Genomic DNA, 22171 nt, shown 5'->3' on the forward strand with positions numbered 1-22171 from the left:
TTCATTGTTCTGTTTAAAAAACAGGGTTAATAAAGTGAGAGATAAATTGAGTTCTTTCAAATGATATAGAATATGATTCTTAATTCAGAAATGAGATTAGGGCTAAAATCGCAATATCGCACTCTTCAATACCCTAATTCGTCATTCCATTTTAAATGGTCATTCATTTATTCCTGGCATAAAGGTAACCAAGTTTATTTTTTTACTGTTTATACCCGTCATCTTTCAAGTTGCCTCTTTGTTGGCTACACTCACTCACCCCGGTCACATAGTTCTCTATGCTCCCGGGGATTCGCTCCCTTGCCGTCGCGATGCATCTTGAAATCCATAGGGTATACTATTCATGAATATCTGAAATGGGGATAATCTACTTACGGCCTATCCCCGATGCCATAAAACTAATGGCTCGTTATTACCCATCTCTTCGACAGCCAAGAGAAAACCAGCCCAGATATCGCACCAAAAATATGGCCTTCCGTTGAAATATCCTCTTGCCACGGTAATAAGCCAAACACAATCCCACCGTAGTACACAAACACCAGAATCGCAAAGAAGAAATCTTTTACTCTTCTCAGGAAAAAGGCGTTAGCCAGCAGCAATCCCCATAGACCAAAAATCCATCCGCTGGCACCTATATGAATAGCCGTGCGCCCAAATAACCAAACTAATGTTCCGCCCACAAAGATAATAAACAGGCTGGCTATCACATAATAACGTATAGAGTGTGCCATTAGTAACGCACTCAATACTAATAATGCGGGGAGATTGCTGAATAAGTGCCCCCAGTCACCATGCAGGAATGGAGATAGCGGAATACCAATTAACCCTCGGGAGTATCGAGGAATGATGCCTAAATTACTTAGTGCGCCACCGGTTAAAGTATCAAACAATTGTATTATGTTCAGTATTACTGCTAATCCTATTAGCATACGAAAGCGTTGTTTTAGCCCTGTTTTCACTGTGTTGTTGCCTTATGATTCATTGGAAATCAAAATGAATTTTATCTCAATAAAGGTGTTATAAGCAGAGTTGATACTACCACCATCATATCCTGAAAGTTCATAATTTAACAGTTTTAATGTAAAAACTAAATTCTATTTTGGCGCAACCAATTCGGTTTGGTGATAAAAAACAATCATAAATAACTTATATGGACACCGACTCTTTTTATTCTCTGCTATTCATGTAGGGGATGAATTTAAAAACGTTTTCACTTTCTCAAGCAACCGCCACACATACTGACAGCCATGATTTCATGTCACCGTTTCATGCAAGGATTGCCACAGACGCTCAATTTTATTCAGCCGGGGAGAATAAACGGATAAAAACAATAGGTTAAATTTAGGATGACGGGCCAGCCAATCACTGATCAGTCGGCTTTTATGGATACTGTAATTATCCAAAATCAATGTAAGAGTTTCAGCATGAAAATAATGTTTTTGGTTTTTTCCTAGTATCACTATAGTTTCTGTTGCCCTTTTAAATACCCATCAGCGCTGCCCTTCGCCACACGATACCCATTTATGTCAGTAATAATAGAAGGTGCTGATGGATAATTTTATGTTTAATAAGGTGTCATTCCGCTCTCTATAAATAAGAACAAAAATGCCGATCTTGAATATCGGCATTTTGCTGTAAAAGAGAAGATGAATTTAATGCTTTAACGCTTCAATTTTATCCCGGCTCAGTCCGGTACTGGCGACAATAATGTCCAAACTCACGCCATGCCGTAATAAGGCACGAGCCGTTTCCACTTTACCTTTCTCTCGGCCTAGCTCAATACCTTCTTCTCGACCTTCCTCTCGACCTTCCTCTCGACCTTCCTCTCGGCTTTCCTCTCGACCTAGCTCAATACCTTGCTTGATACCTCGCTCAAACCCTTTTTGTTCAAGCTGTTCTGCAATAGTCATCAACATCGTTTCATGCTCCGGAGATTGTTCAATCAGTTGATGGACAAATTGGGAGAGATCCGGCGTATGTCCATTCAGTAAAAATAAAAACAAAAATGCCGATCTTGAATATCGGCATTTTACTGTAAAAGAGAAGATTAATTTAATGCTTTAACGCTTCAATTTTATCCCGGCTCAGTCCGGTACTGGTGACAATAATGTCCAAACTCACGCCATGCCGTAATAAGGCACGAGCCGTTTCCACTTTACCTTTCTCTCGGCCTAGCTCAATACCTTCTTCTCGACCTTCTTCTCGACCTTCTTCTCGACCTTCCTCTCGACCTTCCTCTCGGCCTTCCTCTCGGCCTTCCTCTCGACCTAGCTCAATACCTTGCTTGATACCTCGCTCAAGCCCTTTTTGTTCAAGCTGTTCTGCAATAGTCATCAACATCGTTTCATGCTCCGGAGATTGTTCAATCAGTTGATGGACAAATTGGGAGAGATCCGGCGTATGTCCATTCAGTAAAATATAGCGTAACACCACATTGCGCTGCTCGGTTGTATTATAACCCGCATTCAAGAGTTCCACCAATTGGAGAAGCCATTCCTGCATATCCCGGCAGCGAATATGTTTTTGCACCAGTTCCATCAGGGCAACCCCTTTATGTGTCAGGATCTCTTCATCGCTGAGCACACTGACGTCCACCAACGGAAACGCCTGGTGGTATAAGCGAGCAGCCTGTTCAGGGAGCGTAAAACAATCCAGCCACCGGTTTGAGTAAGGATACGGCCGAACCTCCCCATGATAAAACAGCAGCGGCGCTACCAAAGGGAGTTCAGTATGGCCTTTTTTCAGGTGGGCCGCCATTGCTAACATGGCATAATACATCAGCCGCCAGGCCATCAGCGGGTCAGGAGTGGACTGATGCTCAATCAGACAATAGATATAGCCCTGTCCCCTAGCTGTTTCAACCGAGTAGAGCACATCACTGTGCAGTTGACGTAAATCCCGATCCACAAAACTGCCGGATTCCAGTTTCAATGTGGCTAAATCACACAACGACTGGATCTCTTCGGGCAGATAAAGGGATAAAAATTCCCTGGCCGTTTCGGGCTGCGTTAAAAAATGCTTGAATAACGCGTCATGGTGAGGTCGTTGTTTTTCTTTCTTTACCACAATCTGTTTCTCTGTCTTATTAGTTAGTCATTACCACTCATTGCCAAGGTATAGTATTTCTACCAAGTCATAAAAAACATTGTCTCAGATTTCCTCAGGCAAATCTTTACCGAATGCATTAATAGAAGAGCCTAAAGAATCAAATATCAGAAAAGGAAAAATGAGAAAATATTATATTTACAATAATTACTTTATGAAAGCCATTAATTTAAATTAGTTTTTAATTTTCATTCGCATAATAATAATCCCTTTATCAAAACATTGATTATTTATATTTTCGTTAATCTTGAATATTCAGATCGAAAAAATTGGACTGAGTTCCATCCAGATGATCTATTGGGTATAAATGTTATTTATATCAAAGTATCAATCTATTAGGGTTGTATCCTTCGTGTCAATAAAAATTAAGTTTTATTTTCCCATCACGATTAAATAATTTAACTTAATAAACAATGTAAATAAATCAGTAAATGCTATTTTTTACAGTTCAAGATAAAAATATCGAAAATTAAGTAAAGGAATTTTTAGTGATATATTCATTGTCAGAAGCAAGAAACAAATCCTCTGCCTTTCTTCAACAACCATTAATATTCATAATTAATCCAAATCAAGCGTTAATCATTTTTTTAGGATTACAAAAAAATTGAGCATTTCGCTGATTTTAATAACCTATTCTGAAATAACCCATAAAATTATGAAACAGAATAATTAAGCCAGGGTAATTTCAGTATCATACTCATTGTTAAAAATAAACCACAAACATTAAGGATAAATTATGGCAGATATACTTAAATATGGCGATACAGTAAGAATATTAAATGGTTACAATAACTGGCAAGGAGGATATCTCAGTACACACGGAAGTAACGACATCCCGGGAGCAAAACATAACGTATTAACTGTAGCTCCTTCCTTTTCTGATCTAGGGGTAATATGGCGAATACAATCAGGAACGGGAAAAGCTATCGGCAGCGAAATAATTAATGATGATATTATTTTGCTTCATAATCTGGCTTTCTGCGATGGTGGTTATTTGGGATATTATGATGGCCCAAATCAACCGGTACCAAGTGGAGAAATACATCCGATAGTCACATCTGATATAAATACATATTCTCCAAAAACATTAGAGTGGATTATTTATTGCGAGACACCTTATTCTATAAAGGGAAATATCATAGAAGGAGCAATTATCAGCCTACATAATCGATGGGGAAATAAAGGTTTCCTTAATAGTTATGGTAATGCCAACAAACCAAACACGTTATATGGTGTATCTCTTTCTGGTAATAGCGCTCGTAAAGTACATAAGGTAGACCAGTGGAAAATGGAAAAAATCAATGACCCTTGTCCGCCTACCAAACCCTCAAATTGTGGTGGAGAATGCGGCACCAATGACACCGGTAAACACTGTTTCCAATTACCTAAAAATATTCAATTTGGCCTGACAGCCTATAATAATACGAACATTCAGCAAACGGTAAAAGTGTATATTAACGACCTTCTGGTAGATACATTAACCGGTAAAGGCACAAATAATCCGATGGCGACCAAAACCTACACATCAGGTACAGGAAAAGTTTGTATTGAAATTGAAGGAAATGGCAAACCTAGCAAACTACGTTATTTCGATAACACCCTCGATGGAAAACCGGGAACAGTCATTATCGGTGCTGAAAATGGTACCAATAATAATTACAATGACTGTGTAGTAATATTAAATTGGCCGCTGGTGTAAATTAAAAATACTTTGGTAAACTTCACCACAAGAAAAAACATTTACTAATCAATTAAAGCGGTATTATACCGCTTTTCTTGTACGCCACATTTAACAACGATAATAAGATTATAATTAAAATCACTTTTCTATATTACAACAATTATGGGGCCAGGAAGAAAGCCCCTTGGTATATATCACACAAGATGGTTAAATAATCAGACTCAGTATTCCATATTAAAAATCTTGAAAAAATATCGCTCGATCAAACGGTGTTCGGTAAAGAGAATTTTGTTGATCTACTGTGGTAGCCTGAGAAGACATACCAGAAATAATCCCTATCTGACCAGACGCAAGATTTCCCGTCATCAGCGTGTTCATATTATATTGGCAAAGCTCTACCTTCCATTTATCTGCCACAGTGTTATACCACTCAATGATTAATGTACCATTATTTGCCGCAAGCAATCCAATACGCCAACGCGACCAAGAATTCTTCGGCCATTCATAATTCAGTGGAACACCAGAATGAGTATTACCTAGTGTCGGTTGCCCTTTATAAATACCATCTATCTGTTTGCCAACAAAATTAACTGACTGAATCAAATTAGCTTGAAGATTCCAAACCATGACATAAGGCGTTGCAGTATCAATCGAAGTACCTAATGAAATGTTCGATGGCATCCATTGAGGCTTACCTTGATACCCACCAGTCAAGTGAATCGCCATATAGCCGTAACCAATATTTTGATATGTCCCGCTTGCACTCGTTTTCCTGGATAACACACTCACTGAAATGTCAGGATATGGATTACAAAACAGGTCAAGTTCACAATAACAATGTCTGGCATCAACCGGTGTGTCTGTTGCAATCCCGAGACAGTGACTACCGATATTGCCAAATTTAGACAAAGTTTGTGCCTTGAAAGATTTTCTTCCCCCAACACTGATGATATCCCAAGCGCTAGTCCCATAACCTGAGTCCTTAAACAACACTCCAGCTCTCTGTGTTGTCGCATCTATCCATCTACCTTCAGGATATAAATTTGGTTCCCATACCGTTATTGGAACCGCAGTGGAATTAGAGAAACTTTCAATTGAGATTGAACTTTCATGTTGTTCTAATTTCATGACTAAAATATCTCCTATAAAAATAAAATTACATATTAATCTTGTATTTTATACCTCATATAAGTTCATCTTTAATTCTTAAATAAAGTAATCCACATAAAATCCAACAATATTAAATCCATTAATGAGTTGTTAATATATAGTCTTGCTTATAACCTATCATCAGGATTAATTTAAATAATATAAATTTCCCTATTCACCAGACAGATGATCAATATGGCAGAGTTAAATCGGTGTATCTTAATGTTATTTTCATCTATTTCTGTTGTAAAAAATAAATTTAAACAACATATTAAATCCCAACCACCAACAAGGATATATCAATGAATACATCAAGTTATCTTTTCCTTGGCTCAGGAAACATTAGACACAATCAGAAATCGTATGAGGCAGACATCGGTTATCCCCGGCCTATAAATAACGATTGGCCTGATCTTCCTATCGAATTTCAAAGACATATTGATGATGTGATTAATTTAAATGGTTTTTTGTATTTTTTTAAAGGCTCACAATATCTTAAATTTGATATCGCCAAAGCAAAAGTGATTGACGGACCGAAACCCATTATAGAAGGATGGCCTGGATTAGCAGGAACAGAATTTGAAAACGGGATCGACGCCGCCACAGAATGGCCCTATGTAGAAAAAACGGGTATGACAGATGTCGTCTGTTTCTTTAAAGGCAGTGATTGTATTGATTATATGGTGAGTACACATACTATTAGTAAAAAAACTATCGCAGATAGATGGGGGATAACAGAACAATACTCAGAATTTAGTGAAAATCTGGATACAGCTATTCTATGGACAAATATTGGCAGCCCTTTTCTGTTCCTGTTCAAAGACGATTCGAACATCAGGATTAATCTGAAATCGAATACCATTGATGGTCAAGCCCCTATTGGCGCTAATTGGCGTGGAGTGACCTTCAAAAGAGTTCAAGCTGCGGTGCCAATTGATATGGATTTATTAGGCAACGAGATGGGCAATGACAGTAATACAAATACCTATTTCTTCCTTAACTCAGAAAATATTAAATATAATGACCCATTAAATAATATCGATACAGGTTACCCTCAACCTATCCGTAATAATTGGCCTAATCTGCCTATCGAGTTTCAAAGGCATATTGATGATGTGATTAATTTAAATGGTTGTTTGTATTTCTTTAAAGGCTCGCAATATCTTAAATTTGATATTGCAAAAGTACAAGTGATTGACGGACCAAAATCCATTATTGAGGGATGGCCGGGATTAGCAGGAACGGAATTTGAAAACGGGATCGACGCCGCCACAGAGTGGATAGATACGAAAAAAGATATTGTCTGTTTCTTTAAAGGCAAAGAATGTATCAATTATACCGTTAGCTCACATACCATTGACAAGAAAACTATAGCAGAAAGATGGAGAATTACCGGGGAATACGCGAAATTTAGTGCAAATTTAGACGCCGCTATTTTATGGCGGAACACCGGTTATTTTATCTATCTTTTCAAAGGCAATGAGTATCTCCGCTTACATCTGATGTTGAATAGTCTGTATGGTAAACCCGAGCTTATTCAAACTAAATGGAAAGGCGTCACTTTCAATAAAATTCAAGCGGCAGTGTCAGTTGATCCAAATGCATTAGGCAGTGATATCAATATAAAATGCGGCGGAACATGTGGGATTAATAATACCGGTAAACACTGTTTCCAATTACCTCAAAGTATTCGATTTGGCCTGACTGCCTACGTAAATAGTGACGCTCATCAACAAACAATCAATGTCTATATCGACGACCGATTAGTCGATACTTTAACTGGTAAGGGGATAAGTCACATAACGGATGTTAGGACCTACACATCAGGTACCGGTAAAGTCTGCATCGAGATTATAGGCGATGGTAAACCCAGCAAACTCCGTTATGCCTATAACACACTCGAAGCAAAACCGGGATCAGCCATTATCGGCGCTAACAATGGTTCCAATGACAATTATGATGATAGTGTGGTAGTGTTGAATTGGCCATTATCATGAGACAAAAATATATCGCTGTGATATCTGAAAATAGAAAATTGAGTAAACACATCAGAATGACATTCAGATTAACCATTATTAAGGATGTAAAAAATGAATTCAAAAACCTATTTCTTTCTTAACTCAGAAAACATTAGATATAACGACTCAGAAGATAAAGCAGATACTGATTATCCCCAACCTATCAGTCATGATTGGCCTGGTCTCCCCATCGAGTTTCAAAAAGATATTGACGATGTGATTAATTTAAGCGGCTCATTATATTTTTTTAAAGGATCACAATACCTTAAATTCGATATAGCCAAAGCCCTGGTGATTGATGGACCAAAACCCATTATTGAGGGATGGCCAGGATTGAAAGGTACGGGATTCGAAAATGGTATAGACGCAGCCATAGAGTGGGTGGATACAAAACAAGATGTTGTCTGTTTCTTCAAAGGCAGAGATTGCATCGATTACACCGTCAGTTCACACACGATTAATAAGAAAACCATTTCAGAGCGATGGGGCGCCACCGGGAAATATGCAGGATTCAGTGAAGACCTCGATGCTGTTATTTTATGGAAGAATATTACCGGTTCTATTATTTACTTTTTCAAAGATAGTTATTACGTCCAATACAATACAAAATCTCATGTTATCGATGGTGAACCCTCCTTTATTCAAGCTTACTGGAACGGAATCACTTTCAAAAAGGTTCAAGCTGCCGTATCGGTTGATATCGATTCGTTAGGTAGTGAATATAGAAACTGTGGCGGAATATGTGGCAGCAATAACACCGGTAAACACTGTTTCCAGTTACCTCACAATATCAAGCTTAGCCTGTCAGCCTATGGTAATACTACCCATCAGCAAACGATAAAAGTGTATATTGACGATCAGTTAGTCGATACATTAATCAGCCAAGGAGTCAATAGTGTGTTGGGCTTTAAAAATTACTCATCAAGCACCGGCAAAGTCTGCATTGAAATTATAGGCGACGGCAAACCCTGTAAACTCCGTTACGCCTATAATACCCTTGACGAAAAACCGGGAACAGCCATTATCGGCGCCAGCAATGGGGGCAATAATAATTACGATGACAGCATAGTCGTGTTAATTTGGTCACAGACCTAAATCAAAAAGCCAAAAATACGCTACTCTGGCAACATCAGTAGAGATGACATTTATCCATAAATTAAAGCGGTATTGTGCCGCTTTTACTGATATGACACACGGTTACAAATAGAAAAAACATGTTTACCTTTTCAAGTAACATGATAACAGGCCAAACTCAGTTATCCGCCAAATAGTCCCCTAGCCGATAAAAATTAATTTTTTGATCTTTTCTTTTCCTATCTCCCGTTGCTATGAATATTAAACAGTGCAGGAATTCGACCCTATTTCACGTCCACAAGGGAGCAGATAAAAGGCGAGATAACCTGTTCATGACAATAACCTAGCCCTGAAATGACACCGGAAGTTATGCAGTAATAGCATCATCGGAAGTAAAGGCATTTCAGGGTAAGCATCAGTTGTTTGAAGAGCAATAGCATATTTTCCGAGGAAATGATGGGTAATATACTTAAATATGGCGATACCGTGACAATATTAAACAGCTACAAGAACTGGAGCGGAGGGTATCTCAGTGTATTTGGCAACGGCAATAAACCCGGAACCAAATATGGCGTAGTAACCGTAGATGCTTCCTTAGCTATTTATGGCGGCGCCTGGAGAATTGAGTCAGCAACAGGAAAATCTGTCGGTAGTGAAATAATCAATAATGATATTATTTTACTTCACAACCTATATTACTGTGATGGCGGCTATTTACAATATTATGATGTAGTGGATCAAAATGAACAATTAACCGAAATACATCAAGTCTATACCTCAGATACCCGCAAAAGAGCGACATTAGAATGGATTATTTATTGTGAAACCACCCCACCAAATGAAAATATCAGAGAAGGCGATAGTATCTCTCTCTATAACCGATGGGGAGATAAAGGTTTTCTTGATACCCATAATCATGCCAGCGATACAGGTTCGTTATATCAAGTCTTCATGTCCAATAATGCTGCCCGTAAAAGCCATAGCGGCTTATGGAAAATGGCAAAGGTGAATGATCCTTGCCCTCCCCCTGATGTGTTGACCAATATCATGCCATTGTGGCGTAAGATGCGGTAACAACAGCTCGCTTTATCGCTCAAACGAAGCTGGCAAGAACAAACGAAATAAGTTTTTGTGCGTTTTAGCCAGCAAAAGACCAAAAATGCCCGATAAATGTAAGTTTTATTATTTTCAGATTGAAACTATTTACGTGGTTTATTTGCCGCTACGATTAAATTAATTTTTTATTCCTACATTAATAAAAATTGAGCTTAACATAATAAGCTTCCACGCTATAAAGTCATGCCTCCATCAATTAACAACTCTTACCAAATAGTAAAAATGATTATAAATACCTAAGATAAATCATGAACTAGCTCATTATCATAAATTATTTTTCATTTTTATTACACTTTTGCTATCAGCACCTTGGATGAAGTTTCTCATACTGGTCGTTTTGTTTGTCTCTGTATCACCTCAATTGAACCAGCAATAAACAAACAGAAATAAAAGGAATGTTTATGAATTGTCATACCAAGAAAGCTAGCTCGATTTTCGTAACTAACCTTCCAAGATGTTCTAATTCTAAACCATGTAATGGTGACTGTTATGCAAAATAAAATATCATTTTTATCAGGTACATCCGAACAGCCCCTGCTTGACGCCGGTTATCAAAACGTATTTGATATCGCATCAATCAGCCGGGCTACTTTCGTTCAATCCGTTCCCACCCTGTCCGTTAAAGAGGCTCATACCGTCTATCGTCAGGCGCGGCAACGTGCAGAAAATCTGAAATCCCTCTACCGAGCCTGGCAATTGCGTCAGGAGCCGGTTATTAAAGGGCTGGCTAAACTTAACCCACAATCCAACGTCTCTGTGCTTCAAGATGCTTTGGTAGAGAATATTGGCGGTGATGGGGATTTCAGCGATTTAATGAACCGTGCCAGTCAATATGCTGACGCTGCCTCTATTCAATCCCTATTTTCACCGGGCCGTTATGCTTCCGCACTCTACAGAGTTGCTAAAGATCTGCATAAATCAGATTCCAGTTTGCATATTGATAATCGCCGCGCTGATCTGAAGGATCTGATATTAAGCGAAACGACAATGAATAAAGAGGTCACTTCCCTTGATATCTTGTTGGATGTGCTACAAAAAGGCGGTAAAGATATTACTGAGCTATCCAGCGCATTCTTCCCAATGACGTTACCTTATGACGATCATCTGTCGCAAATCGATTCTGCTTTATCGGCACAAGCCAGAACGCTGAACGGTGTGTGGAATACTTTGACAGATACCACGGCACAAGCGGTTTCAGAACAGACCGATAATACGAATACACGCAAATTGTTCGCTGCCCAAGATGGTAATCAAGATACATTTTTTGCCGGAAATACTTTTTATTTCAAAGCGGTGGGATTCAGCGGGCAACCTATGGTTTACCTGTCACAGTACACCAGCGGGAACGGCATTGTCGGCGCACAATTGATTGCAGGTAATCCGGATCAAGCCGCCGCCGCAATAGTCGCACCGTTGAAACTCACTTGGTCGATGGCAAAACAGTGTTACTACCTCGGCGCTCCTGATGGTACAAAGATGGGAGACGGTAATGTTCTGACCGGCTGTTTCTTAAGAGGCAACAGCTCAACCAATCCGGATCAAGATGGTATTTTTGCTCAAGTAGCCAACAAATCAGGCAGTACTCAGCCTTTGCCAAGCTTCCATCTGCCGGTCACACTGGAACGCAGCCAGGACAAAGATAAGTACTACCTGAAAACAGATAAAGGTTATATCGCAGTAGATAGTTCCGGTCAGTCAAACTGGAAAAATGCTCTGGTCCTCAATGGGACAAAAGATAACGGGCTGTTATTAATCTTTTGTAGCGATAGTTCAGGCACTCCGACAAACCCTGATGATGTGATTCCTCCCGCGATCAATAATATTCCATCGCCACCAGCCCGCGAAACACTGTCACTGACGCCGGTCAGTTATCAATTGATGACCAATCCGGCACCGACAGAAGATGATATTACCAACCATTATGGTTTTAACGGCGCTAGCTTACGGGCTTCTCCATTGTCAACCAGCGAGTTGACCAGCAAACTGAATTCTATCGATACTTTCTGTGAGAAGACCCGGTTAAGCTTCAATCAGTTAATGGATTTGACCGCTCAGCAATCTTACAGTCAAAGCAGCATTGATGCGAAAGCAGCCAGCCGCTATGTTCGTTTTGGGGAAACCACCCCGACTCGCGTCAATGTCTACGGCGCCGCTTATCTGAACAGCACGCTGGCAGACGCGGCTGATGGTCAATATCTGTGGATTCAGACCGACGGTAAAAGCCTGAATTTCACTGACGATACGGTAGTCGCCTTAGCCGGTCGCGCTGAAAAGCTGGTGCGTTTATCATCCCAGACCGGGCTATCATTTGAAGAATTGGACTGGCTGATTGCCAATACCAGTCGTAGTGTGCCGGACCACCACGACAAAATTGTGCTGGATAAACCAGTCCTTGAAGCACTGGCAGAGTATGTCAACCTAAAACAGCGCTATGGGCTTGATGCCAATACCTTTGCGACCTTCATTAGTGCAGTAAATCCTTATACGCCAGATCAGACACCCAGTTTCTATGAAACCGCTTTCCGCTCTGCCGACGGTAATCATGTCATTGCGCTAGGTACAGAGGTGAAATATGCAGAAAATGAGCAGGATAAATTAGCCGCCATATGCTGCAAAGCATTGGGTGTCACCAGTGATGAACTGTTCCGTATTGGTCGCTATTGCTTCGGTAATGCAGGCAGTTTTACCTTGGATGAATATACCGCCAGTCAGTTGTATCGCTTCGGCGCCATTCCCCGTTTGTTTGGGCTGACATTTGCCCAAGCCGAAATTTTATGGCGTCTGATGGAAGGCGGAAAAGATATCTTATTGCAACAGTTAGGTCAGGCAAAATCCCTGCAACCACTGGCTATTTTACGCCGTACCGAGCAGGTGCTGGATTGGATGTCGTCCGTAAATCTAAGTCTGACTTATCTGCAAGGGATGGTAAGTACGCAATGGAGCGGTACCGCCACCGCTGAGATGTTCAATTTCTTGGAAAACGTTTGTGACAGCGTGAATAGTCAAGCTGCCACTAAAGAAACAATGGATTCGGCGTTACAGCAGAAAGTGCTGCGGGCGCTAAGTGCCGGTTTCGGCATTAAGAGCAATGTGATGGGTATCGTAACCTTCTGGCTGGAGAAAATCACAATCGGTAGTGATAATCCTTTTACACTGGCGAACTACTGGCATGATATTCAAACCCTGTTTAGCCATGACAATGCCACGCTGGATTCCTTACAAACCGACACTTCTCTGGTCATTGCTACTCAGCAACTTAGCCAGCTAGTGTTAATTGTGAAATGGCTGAGCCTGACCGAGCAGGATCTGCAATTACTGACAACCTATCCCGAACGTTTAATCAACGGCATCACGAATGTTCCTGTTCCCAATCCGGAGCTATTACTCACGCTATCACGTTTTAAACAGTGGCAAACTCAGGTCACCGTTTCCCGTGATGAAGCGATGCGCTGTTTCGATCAATTAAATGCCAACGATATGACGACTGAAAATGCAGCTTCACTGATCGCCACATTGCATGAGATGGATAAAGGTACGGTAGCGCAAGTTAATACCTTGTTATTAGGGGAAAATAACTGGCCGAAAAGTTTTACATCACTCTGGCAACTTCTGACCTGGTTACGCGTCGGGCAAAGCCTGAATGTCGGTAGTATCACTCTGGGCAATCTGTTGGCCATGATGCAAGCAGACCCTGCCGCCGAGAGTAGCGCCTTACTGGCATCGGTAGCCCAAAACTTAAGTGCCGCAATCAGCAATCGTCAGTAACCGGATAAGAAGGAATTGATTATGTCTGAATCTTTATTTACACAAACGTTGAAAGAAGCGCGCCGTGATGCATTGGTTGCTCATTATATTGCTACTCAGGTGCCCGCAGATTTAAAAGAGAGTATCCAGACTGCGGATGATCTGTACGAATATCTGTTGCTGGATACCAAAATTAGCGATCTGGTTACCACTTCACCGCTGTCCGAAGCGATTGGCAGTCTGCAATTGTTTATTCATCGTGCGATAGAGGGCTATGATGGCACGCTGGCAGACTCAGCAAAACCCTATTTTGCCGATGAACAGTTTTTATATAACTGGGATAGTTTTAACCACCGTTATAGCACTTGGGCTGGCAAGGAACGGTTGAAATTCTATGCCGGAGATTATATTGATCCAACATTGCGATTGAATAAGACCGAGATATTTACCGCATTTGAACAAGGTATTTCTCAAGGGAAATTAAAAAGTGAATTAGTTGAATCTAAGTTACGTGATTATCTAATTAGTTATGACACTTTAGCTACCCTTGATTATATTACTGCCTGCCAAGGTAAGGATAATAAAACCATCTTCTTTATTGGCCGTACACAGAATGCACCCTATGCATTTTATTGGCGAAAATTAACTTTAGTCACTGATGGCGGTAAGTTGAAACCAGATCAATGGTCAGAGTGGCGAGCAATTAATGCCGGGATTAGTGAGCCTTATTTAGATACGGTAGAATCCTTTTGGGAAAATAATAAGCTGCATATTCGCTGGTTTAATATTACTAACGAAAGTGATCACTTATCTAAAACTGAAAATGTCTGGGTTATGAGCAGTGACTATAACTGGACTTCAAAGAAAAAAGAAAAAAGCACCCAGCTTATCTTTAGCGATTACACTAGACAAGGAGCAACTGGTTCATCAAGCCCAACTGAAGTAGCTTCACAATATGGTTCTGACGCTCAGTTAAATATTTCAGAAGATGGAAAGGTTCTTACTTTACAAAATACTGGTGGAGCTACTCCAGAAACCGGAGTAACGCTGTGTTATGACTCATCAAAAGCGGTAATCAAGAGTCTGCCTAATACAGGAAGTGCAGATTTACCTTCAAAAGATTATTTAGACATTAAGTTACGCATGTGCCATGACACAAGCTATAACAATTACAATTATTGTAGTTTTAATCTTACGGCATATATATTTACCTCCTACGGCACATTCTCATCAGACGGCAAGAAATTTACACTACCTTCTAGTGAAGTAATAAATTTACACCTCCCTAATTATGTAGATCTCAACGCGCTATTAGATATTAGCCTCGATTCACTACTTAATTATGACGTTCAGGGGCAGTTTGGCGGATCTAATCCGGTTGATAATTTCAGTGGTCCCTATGGTATTTATCTATGGGAAATCTTCTTCCATATTCCGTTCCTGGTTGCGGTCCGTATGCAAACCGAACAACGTTACGAAGACGCGGACACTTGGTACAAATATATTTTCCGCAGCGCCGGTTATCGCGATGCTAATGGCCAGCTCATTATGGATAGCAGTAAACCACGTTATTGGAATGTGATGCCATTGCAACTGGATACCGCATGGGATACCACACAGCCCGCCACCACTGATCCAGATGTGATCGCTATGGCGGACCCGATGCATTACAAGCTGGCGATATTCCTGCATACCCTTGATCTATTGATTGCCCGAGGCGACAGCGCTTACCGTCAACTTGAACGCGATACTCTAGTCGAAGCCAAAATGTACTACATTCAGGCACAACAGCTACTGGGACCGCGCCCTGATATCCATACCACCAATACTTGGCCAAATCCCACCTTGAGTAAAGAAGCTGGCGCTATTGCCACACCGACACTCCTCAGTTCACCGGAGGTGATGACGTTCGCTGCCTGGCTAAGCGCAGGCGATACCGCAAATATTGGCGACGGTGATTTCTTGCCACCGTACAACGATGTACTACTCGGTTACTGGGATAAACTTGAGTTACGCCTATACAACCTGCGCCACAATCTGAGTCTGGATGGTCAACCGCTAAATCTGCCACTGTATGCCACGCCGGTAGACCCGAAAACCCTGCAACGCCAGCAAGCCGGAGGGGACGGTACAGGCAGTAGTCCGGCTGGTGGTCAAGGCAGTGTTCAGGGCTGGCGCTATCCGTTATTGGTAGAACGCGCCCGCTCTGCCGTGAGTTTGTTGACTCAGTTCGGCAACAGCTTACAAACAACGTTAGAACATCAGGATAATGAAAAAATGACGCTACTGTTGCAGACTCAACAGCAAGCCATCCTGAAACAACAGCACGATATACAACAAAATAATCTAAAAGGATTACAACACAGCCTGACCGCATTACAGGCTAGCCGTGATGGCGCCACATTGCGGCAAAAACATTACAGCGACCTGATTAACGGTGGTCTATCTGCGGCAGAAATCGCCGGTCTGACACTACGCAGCACCGCCATGATTACCAATGGCGTTGCAACGGGATTGCTGATTGCCGGCGGAATCGCCAACGCTGTACCTAACGTCTTCGGGCTGGCTAACGGCGGATCGGAATGGGGAGCGCCATTAATTGGCTCCGGGCAAGCAACCCAAGTTGGCGCCGGCATCCAAGATCAGAGCGCCGGCATTTCAGAAGTGACAGCAGGCTATCAGCGTCGTCAGGAAGAATGGGCATTGCAACGGGATATTGCTGATAACGAAATAACCCAACTGGATGCCCAGATACAAAGCCTGCAAGAGCAAATCACGATGGCACAGAAACAGATCACGCTCTCTGAAACCGAACAAGCGAATGCCCAGGCGATTTATGACCTGCAAACCACTCGTTTTACCGGGCAGGCACTGTATAACTGGATGGCCGGTCGTCTCTCCGCGCTCTATTACCAAATGTATGATTCCACTCTGCCAATCTGTCTCCAGGCAAAAGCCGCATTAGTACAGGAATTAGGCGAGAAAGAGAGCGACAGTCTTTTCCAGGTTCCGGTGTGGAATGATCTGTGGCAAGGGCTGTTAGCAGGAGAAGGTTTAAGTTCAGAGCTACAGAAACTGGATGCCATCTGGCTTGCACGTGGTGGTATCGGGCTGGAAGCCATCCGCACCGTGTCGCTGGATACCCTGTTTGGCACAGGGACGTTAAGTGAAAATATCAATAAAGTGCTTAACGGGGAAACGGTATCTCCATCCGGTGGCGTCACTCTGGCGCTGACAGGGGATATCTTCCAAGCAACACTGGATTTGAGTCAGCTAGGTTTGGATAACTCTTACAACTTGGGTAACGAGAAGAAACGTCGTATTAAACGTATCGCCGTCACCCTGCCAACACTTCTGGGGCCATATCAAGATCTTGAAGCCACACTGGTAATGGGTGCGGAAATCGCCGCCTTATCACACGGTGTGAATGACGGAGGCCGGTTTGTTACCGACTTTAACGACAGCCGTTTTCTGCCTTTTGAAGGTCGAGATGCAACAACCGGCACACTGGAACTCAATATTTTCCATGCGGGTAAAGAGGGAACGCAACACGAGTTGGTCGCTAATCTGAGTGACATCATTGTGCATCTGAATTACATCATTCGAGACGCGTAAATTTCTTTTCTTTTTCGATTACAGGTCCCTATCAGGGGCCTGTTATTAAGGAGTACTTTATGCAGGATTCACCAGAAGTATCGATTACAACGCTGTCACTTCCCAAAGGTGGCGGTGCTATCAATGGCATGGGAGAAGCACTGAATGCTGCCGGCCCTGATGGAATGGCCTCCCTATCTCTGCCATTACCCCTTTCGACCGGCAGAGGGACGGCTCCTGGATTATCGCTGATTTACAGCAACAGCGCGGGTAATGGGCCTTTCGGCATCGGCTGGCAATGCGGTGTCATGGCCATTAGCCGACGCACCCAACATGGCATTCCACAATACGGCAATGACGACACGTTCCTCTCCCCACAAGGCGAGGTCATGAATATCGCCCTGAATGACCAAGGGCAACCTGATATCCACCAAAACGTTAAGACGCTGCAAGGCGTTACCTTGCCAATTTCCTATACCGTGACCCGCTATCAAGCCCGCCAGATCCTGGATTTCAGTAAAATCGAATACTGGCAACCTGCCTCCGGTCAAGAAGGACGCGCTTTCTGGCTGATATCGTCACCGGACGGCCAACTACACATCTTAGGGAAAACCGCGCAGGCTTGTCTGGCAAATCCGCAAAATGACCAACAAATCGCCCAGTGGTTGCTGGAAGAAACTGTGACGCCAACCGGTGAACATGTCAGCTATCAATACCGAGCCGAAGATGAAGCCCATTGTGACGACAATGAAAAAACCGCTCATCCCAACGCTATCGCGCAGCGCTATCTGGTACAGGTGAACTACGGCAACATCAAACCACAAACCAGCCTGTTCGTGCTGGATAACACACCTCCCGCGCCGGAAGAGTGGCTGTTTCATCTGGTCTTTGACCACGGTGAGCGCGATACCTCACTTCATACCGTGCCAACATGGGATGCAGGTACAACGCAATGGTCTGTACGCCCGGATATCTTCTCTCGCTATGAATATGGTTTTGAAGTGCGTACTCGCCGCTTATGTCAACAAGTGCTGATGTTTCACCGTACCGCGCTCATGGCCGGAGAAGCCGGTACCAATGACGCCCCGGAACTGGTTGGACGCTTAATACTGGAATATGACAAAAACGCCAGCGTCACCACGTTGATTTCCATCCGTCAATTAAGCCATGAACCGGACGGCAGCCCAGTCACCCAGCCACCACTAGAACTAGCCTGGCAGCGGTTTGATCTGGAGAAAATGCCGACATGGCAACGCTTTGACGCACTAGATAATTTTAACTCGCAGCAACGTTATCAACTGGTTGATCTGCGGGGAGAAGGGCTACCGGGTATGTTATACCAGGAACGCGGCGCATGGTGGTATAAAGCTCCGCAACGTCAGGAAGACGGAGATAGTAATGCCGTCACTTACGACAAAATCGCCCCACTGCCTACCCTACCCAATTTGCAGGATAATGCCTCATTGATGGATATCAACGGAGACGGCCAACTGGATTGGGTTGTTACCGCCTCCGGTATTCGCGGATACCATAGTCAGCAACCCGATGGAAAGTGGACGCACTTTACGCCAATCAATGCCTTGCCCGTGGAATATTTTCATCCAAGCATCCAGTTCGCTGACCTTACCGGGGCAGGCTTATCTGATTTAGTGTTGATCGGGCCGAAAAGCGTGCGTCTATATGCCAACCAGCGAAACGGCTGGCGTAAAGGAGAAGATGTCCCCCAATCCACAGGTATCACCCTGCCCGTCACAGGGACCGACGCCCGCAAACTGGTGGCTTTCAGTGATATGCTCGGTTCCGGTCAACAACATCTGGTGGAAATCAAGGCTAATCGCGTCACCTGTTGGCCGAATCTAGGGCATGGCCGTTTCGGTCAACCACTAACCCTGCCGGGATTCAGCCAGCCCGAAAATAGCTTCAATCCCGAACGGCTATTTTTGGCGGATATCGACGGCTCCGGCACCACCGACCTTATCTATGCACAATCCGGCTCTTTGCTCATTTATCTCAACCAAAGTGGTAATCAGTTTGATGCCCCGTTGACATTAGCGTTGCCAGAAGGCGTACAATTTGACAACACTTGCCAACTTCAAGTCGCCGATATTCAGGGATTAGGGATAGCCAGCCTGATTCTGACTGTGCCACATATCGCGCCACATCACTGGCGTTGTGACCTGTCACTGACCAAACCCTGGTTGTTGAATGTAATGAACAATAACCGGGGCGCACATCACACGCTACATTATCGCAGTTCCGCGCAATTCTGGTTGGATGAGAAATTACAGCTCACCAAAGCAGGCAAATCTCCGGCTTGTTATCTGCCGTTTCCAATGCATTTGCTATGGTATACCGAAATTCAGGATGAAATCAGCGGCAACCGGCTCACCAGTGAAGTCAACTACAGCCACGGCGTCTGGGATGGTAAAGAGCGGGAATTCAGAGGATTTGGCTGCATCAAACAGACAGATACCACAACGTTTTCCCACGGCACCACCCCCGAACAGGCGGCACCGTCGCTGAGTATTAGCTGGTTTGCCACCGGCATGGATGAAGTAGACAGCCAATTAGCTACGGAATATTGGCAGGCAGACACGCAAGCTTATAGCGGATTTGAAACCCGTTATACCGTCTGGGATCACACCAACCAGACAGACCAAGCATTTACCCCCAATGAGACACAACGTAACTGGCTGACGCGAGCGCTTAAAGGCCAACTGCTACGCACTGAGCTCTACGGTCTGGACGGAACAGATAAGCAAACAGTGCCTTATACCGTCAGTGAATCGCGCTATCAGGTACGCTCTATTCCCGTAAATAAAGAAACTGAATTATCTGCCTGGGTGACTGCTATTGAAAATCGCAGCTACCACTATGAACGTATCATCACTGACCCACAGTTCAGCCAGAGTATCAAGTTGCAACACGATATCTTTGGTCAATCACTGCAAAGTGTCGATATTGCCTGGCCGCGCCGCGAAAAACCAGCAGTGAATCCCTACCCGCCTACCCTGCCGGAAACGCTATTTGACAGCAGCTATGATGATCAACAACAACTATTACGTCTGGTGAGACAAAAAAATAGCTGGCATCACCTGACTGATGGGGAAAACTGGCGATTAGGTTTACCGAATGCACAACGCCGTGATGTTTATACTTATGACCGGAGCAAAATTCCAACCGAAGGGATTTCCCTTGAAATCTTGCTGAAAGATGATGGCCTGCTAGCAGATGAAAAAGCGGCCGTTTATCTGGGACAACAACAGACGTTTTACACCGCCGGTCAAGCGGAAGTCACTCTAGAAAAACCCACGTTACAAGCACTGGTCGCGTTCCAAGAAACCGCCATGATGGACGATACCTCATTACAGGCGTATGAAGGCGTGATTGAAGAGCAAGAGTTGAATACCGCGCTGACACAGGCCGGTTATCAGCAAGTCGCGCGGTTGTTTAATACCAGATCAGAAAGCCCGGTATGGGTGGCACGGCAAGGTTATACCGATTACGGTGACGCCGCACAGTTCTGGCGGCCTCAGGCTCAACGTAACTCGTTGCTGACAGGGAAAACCACACTGACCTGGGATACCCATCATTGTGTAATAATACAGACTCAGGATGCCGCTGGATTAACGACGCAAGCCCATTACGATTATCGTTTCCTTATACCGGTACAACTGACAGATATTAATGATAATCAACATATTGTGACTCTGGATGCGCTAGGTCGCGTGACCACCAGCCGGTTCTGGGGCACAGAGGCAGGACAAGCCACAGGCTATTCCAACCAGCCCTTCACACCACCGGACTCCATAGATAAAGCGCTGGCATTAACTGGCGCACTCCCCGTTGCCCAATGTTTAGTCTATGCCGTTGATAGCTGGATGCCGTCGTTATCTTTATCTCAGCTTTCTCAGTCACAAGAAGAGGCAGAAGCGCTATGGGCGCAATTGCGTGCCGCTCATATGGTTACCGAAGATGGGAAAGTGTGTGCGTTAAGCGGGAAACGAGGAACAAGCCATCAGAACCTGACGATTCAACTTATTTCGCTATTGGCAAGTATTCCCCGTTTACCGCCACATGTACTGGGGATCACCACTGATCGCTATGATAACGATCCGCAACAGCAGCACCAACAGACGGTGAGTTTTAGTGACGGTTTTGGCCGGTTACTCCAGAGTTCAGCCCGTCATGAGTCAGGTGATGCCTGGCAACGTAAAGAGGATGGCGGGCTGGTCGTGGATGCAAATGGCGTTCTGGTCAGTGCCCCTACAGACACCCGATGGGCCGTTTCCGGTCGCACAGAATATGACGACAAAGGCCAACCTGTGCGTACTTATCAACCCTATTTTCTGAATGATTGGCGCTACGTTAGTGATGACAGCGCACGAGATGACCTGTTTGCCGATACCCACCTTTATGATCCACTGGGACGGGAATACAAAGTCATCACTGCTAAGAAATATTTGCGAGAAAAGCTGTACACCCCGTGGTTTATTGTCAGTGAGGATGAAAACGATACAGCATCAAGAACCCCATAGTTTTACATATTTTTATCTGTTGCCCCGCTCGCGGTACATCGCGGGGCAGTATCCAATCAACTATGAAAATTCAGCATTTCCGGTAAGTTCCACCGTTCTCTTTAATAATGCAGGTCGCCTTTCAAGGAAACCTGCATATTGACAGAATTAAA

Annotated in this window: 10 protein-coding genes and 2 pseudogenes; 7 read left to right on the forward strand and 5 right to left on the reverse strand. The window is 43.4% G+C overall.

Features of this window, described 5'->3' with window-relative positions; translation table 11 throughout:
• Nucleotides 1-398: 398 nt before the first annotated feature.
• From B0X70_RS21850 to B0X70_RS21865, 4 genes and pseudogenes are all read right to left on the reverse strand, one after another.
• The gene (locus tag B0X70_RS21850; protein ID WP_217470387.1) at nt 399-959 is read right to left on the reverse strand and encodes a rhomboid family intramembrane serine protease; all 561 of its coding nucleotides are present in this window, start codon (nt 957-959) and stop codon (nt 399-401) included.
• 208 nt (nt 960-1167) lie between these two features.
• Nucleotides 1168-1504, reverse strand: a pseudogene (locus B0X70_RS21855) (transposase); the annotation flags it as partial.
• Between the two features lie 148 nt (nt 1505-1652).
• Nucleotides 1653-2015: pseudogene (locus tag B0X70_RS21860) on the reverse strand (ISNCY family transposase); the annotation flags it as partial.
• Nucleotides 2016-2052: 37 nt separating this feature from the next.
• Nucleotides 2053-3066, reverse strand: a complete 1014-nt coding sequence (locus B0X70_RS21865; RefSeq protein WP_217470389.1) for an Rpn family recombination-promoting nuclease/putative transposase — start codon at nt 3064-3066, stop codon at nt 2053-2055.
• Between the two features lie 775 nt (nt 3067-3841).
• Here B0X70_RS21865 and B0X70_RS21870 point away from each other — a divergent pair.
• A complete protein-coding gene (locus B0X70_RS21870) occupies nt 3842-4804 on the forward strand; it encodes a fucose-binding lectin II (protein ID WP_036780427.1) in 963 nt (320 codons plus the stop codon).
• A gap of 216 nt (nt 4805-5020) precedes the next feature.
• Here the strand turns inward: B0X70_RS21870 and B0X70_RS21875 are convergent, their stop codons facing one another.
• Nucleotides 5021-5914: a hypothetical protein gene (locus tag B0X70_RS21875; RefSeq protein WP_217470390.1), complete on the reverse strand. Its 894-nt coding sequence runs from the start codon at nt 5912-5914 to the stop codon at nt 5021-5023.
• A 323-nt stretch (nt 5915-6237) separates the two neighbouring features.
• Between B0X70_RS21875 and ppxA the strand changes: the two genes are divergently transcribed.
• The 6 genes from ppxA to tcaC all read left to right on the forward strand — a co-directional run bounded on the left by ppxA (nt 6238) and on the right by tcaC (nt 22019).
• The gene (gene ppxA, locus B0X70_RS25665) at nt 6238-7932 is read left to right on the forward strand and encodes a photopexin PpxA (protein ID WP_264302087.1); all 1695 of its coding nucleotides are present in this window, start codon (nt 6238-6240) and stop codon (nt 7930-7932) included.
• Between the two features lie 93 nt (nt 7933-8025).
• Complete coding sequence (gene ppxB, locus B0X70_RS21890) at nt 8026-9048, forward strand: photopexin PpxB (RefSeq protein WP_217470391.1); 1023 nt, start codon at nt 8026-8028, stop codon at nt 9046-9048.
• Nucleotides 9049-9513: 465 nt separating this feature from the next.
• Nucleotides 9514-10101, forward strand: a complete 588-nt coding sequence (locus tag B0X70_RS21895; RefSeq protein WP_246593366.1) for a hypothetical protein — start codon at nt 9514-9516, stop codon at nt 10099-10101.
• A 519-nt stretch (nt 10102-10620) separates the two neighbouring features.
• Nucleotides 10621-13908 carry an insecticidal toxin complex protein TcaA gene (gene tcaA / locus B0X70_RS21900; protein ID WP_264302088.1) on the forward strand — a complete coding sequence of 1096 codons (3288 nt, stop codon included), beginning with the start codon at nt 10621-10623 and terminating at the stop codon, nt 13906-13908.
• A gap of 21 nt (nt 13909-13929) precedes the next feature.
• Nucleotides 13930-17502, forward strand: coding sequence for an insecticidal toxin complex protein TcaB (tcaB, locus tag B0X70_RS21905; RefSeq protein WP_217470393.1), 3573 nt, complete (start codon nt 13930-13932; stop codon nt 17500-17502).
• Between the two features lie 59 nt (nt 17503-17561).
• The gene (gene tcaC, locus B0X70_RS21910) at nt 17562-22019 is read left to right on the forward strand and encodes an insecticidal toxin complex protein TcaC (protein WP_217470394.1); all 4458 of its coding nucleotides are present in this window, start codon (nt 17562-17564) and stop codon (nt 22017-22019) included.
• The last annotated feature ends 152 nt before the right edge of the window (nt 22020-22171 follow it).

This window comes from Photorhabdus akhurstii (genome assembly GCF_019090985.1).
GTDB lineage: Bacteria > Pseudomonadota > Gammaproteobacteria > Enterobacterales > Enterobacteriaceae > Photorhabdus > Photorhabdus akhurstii.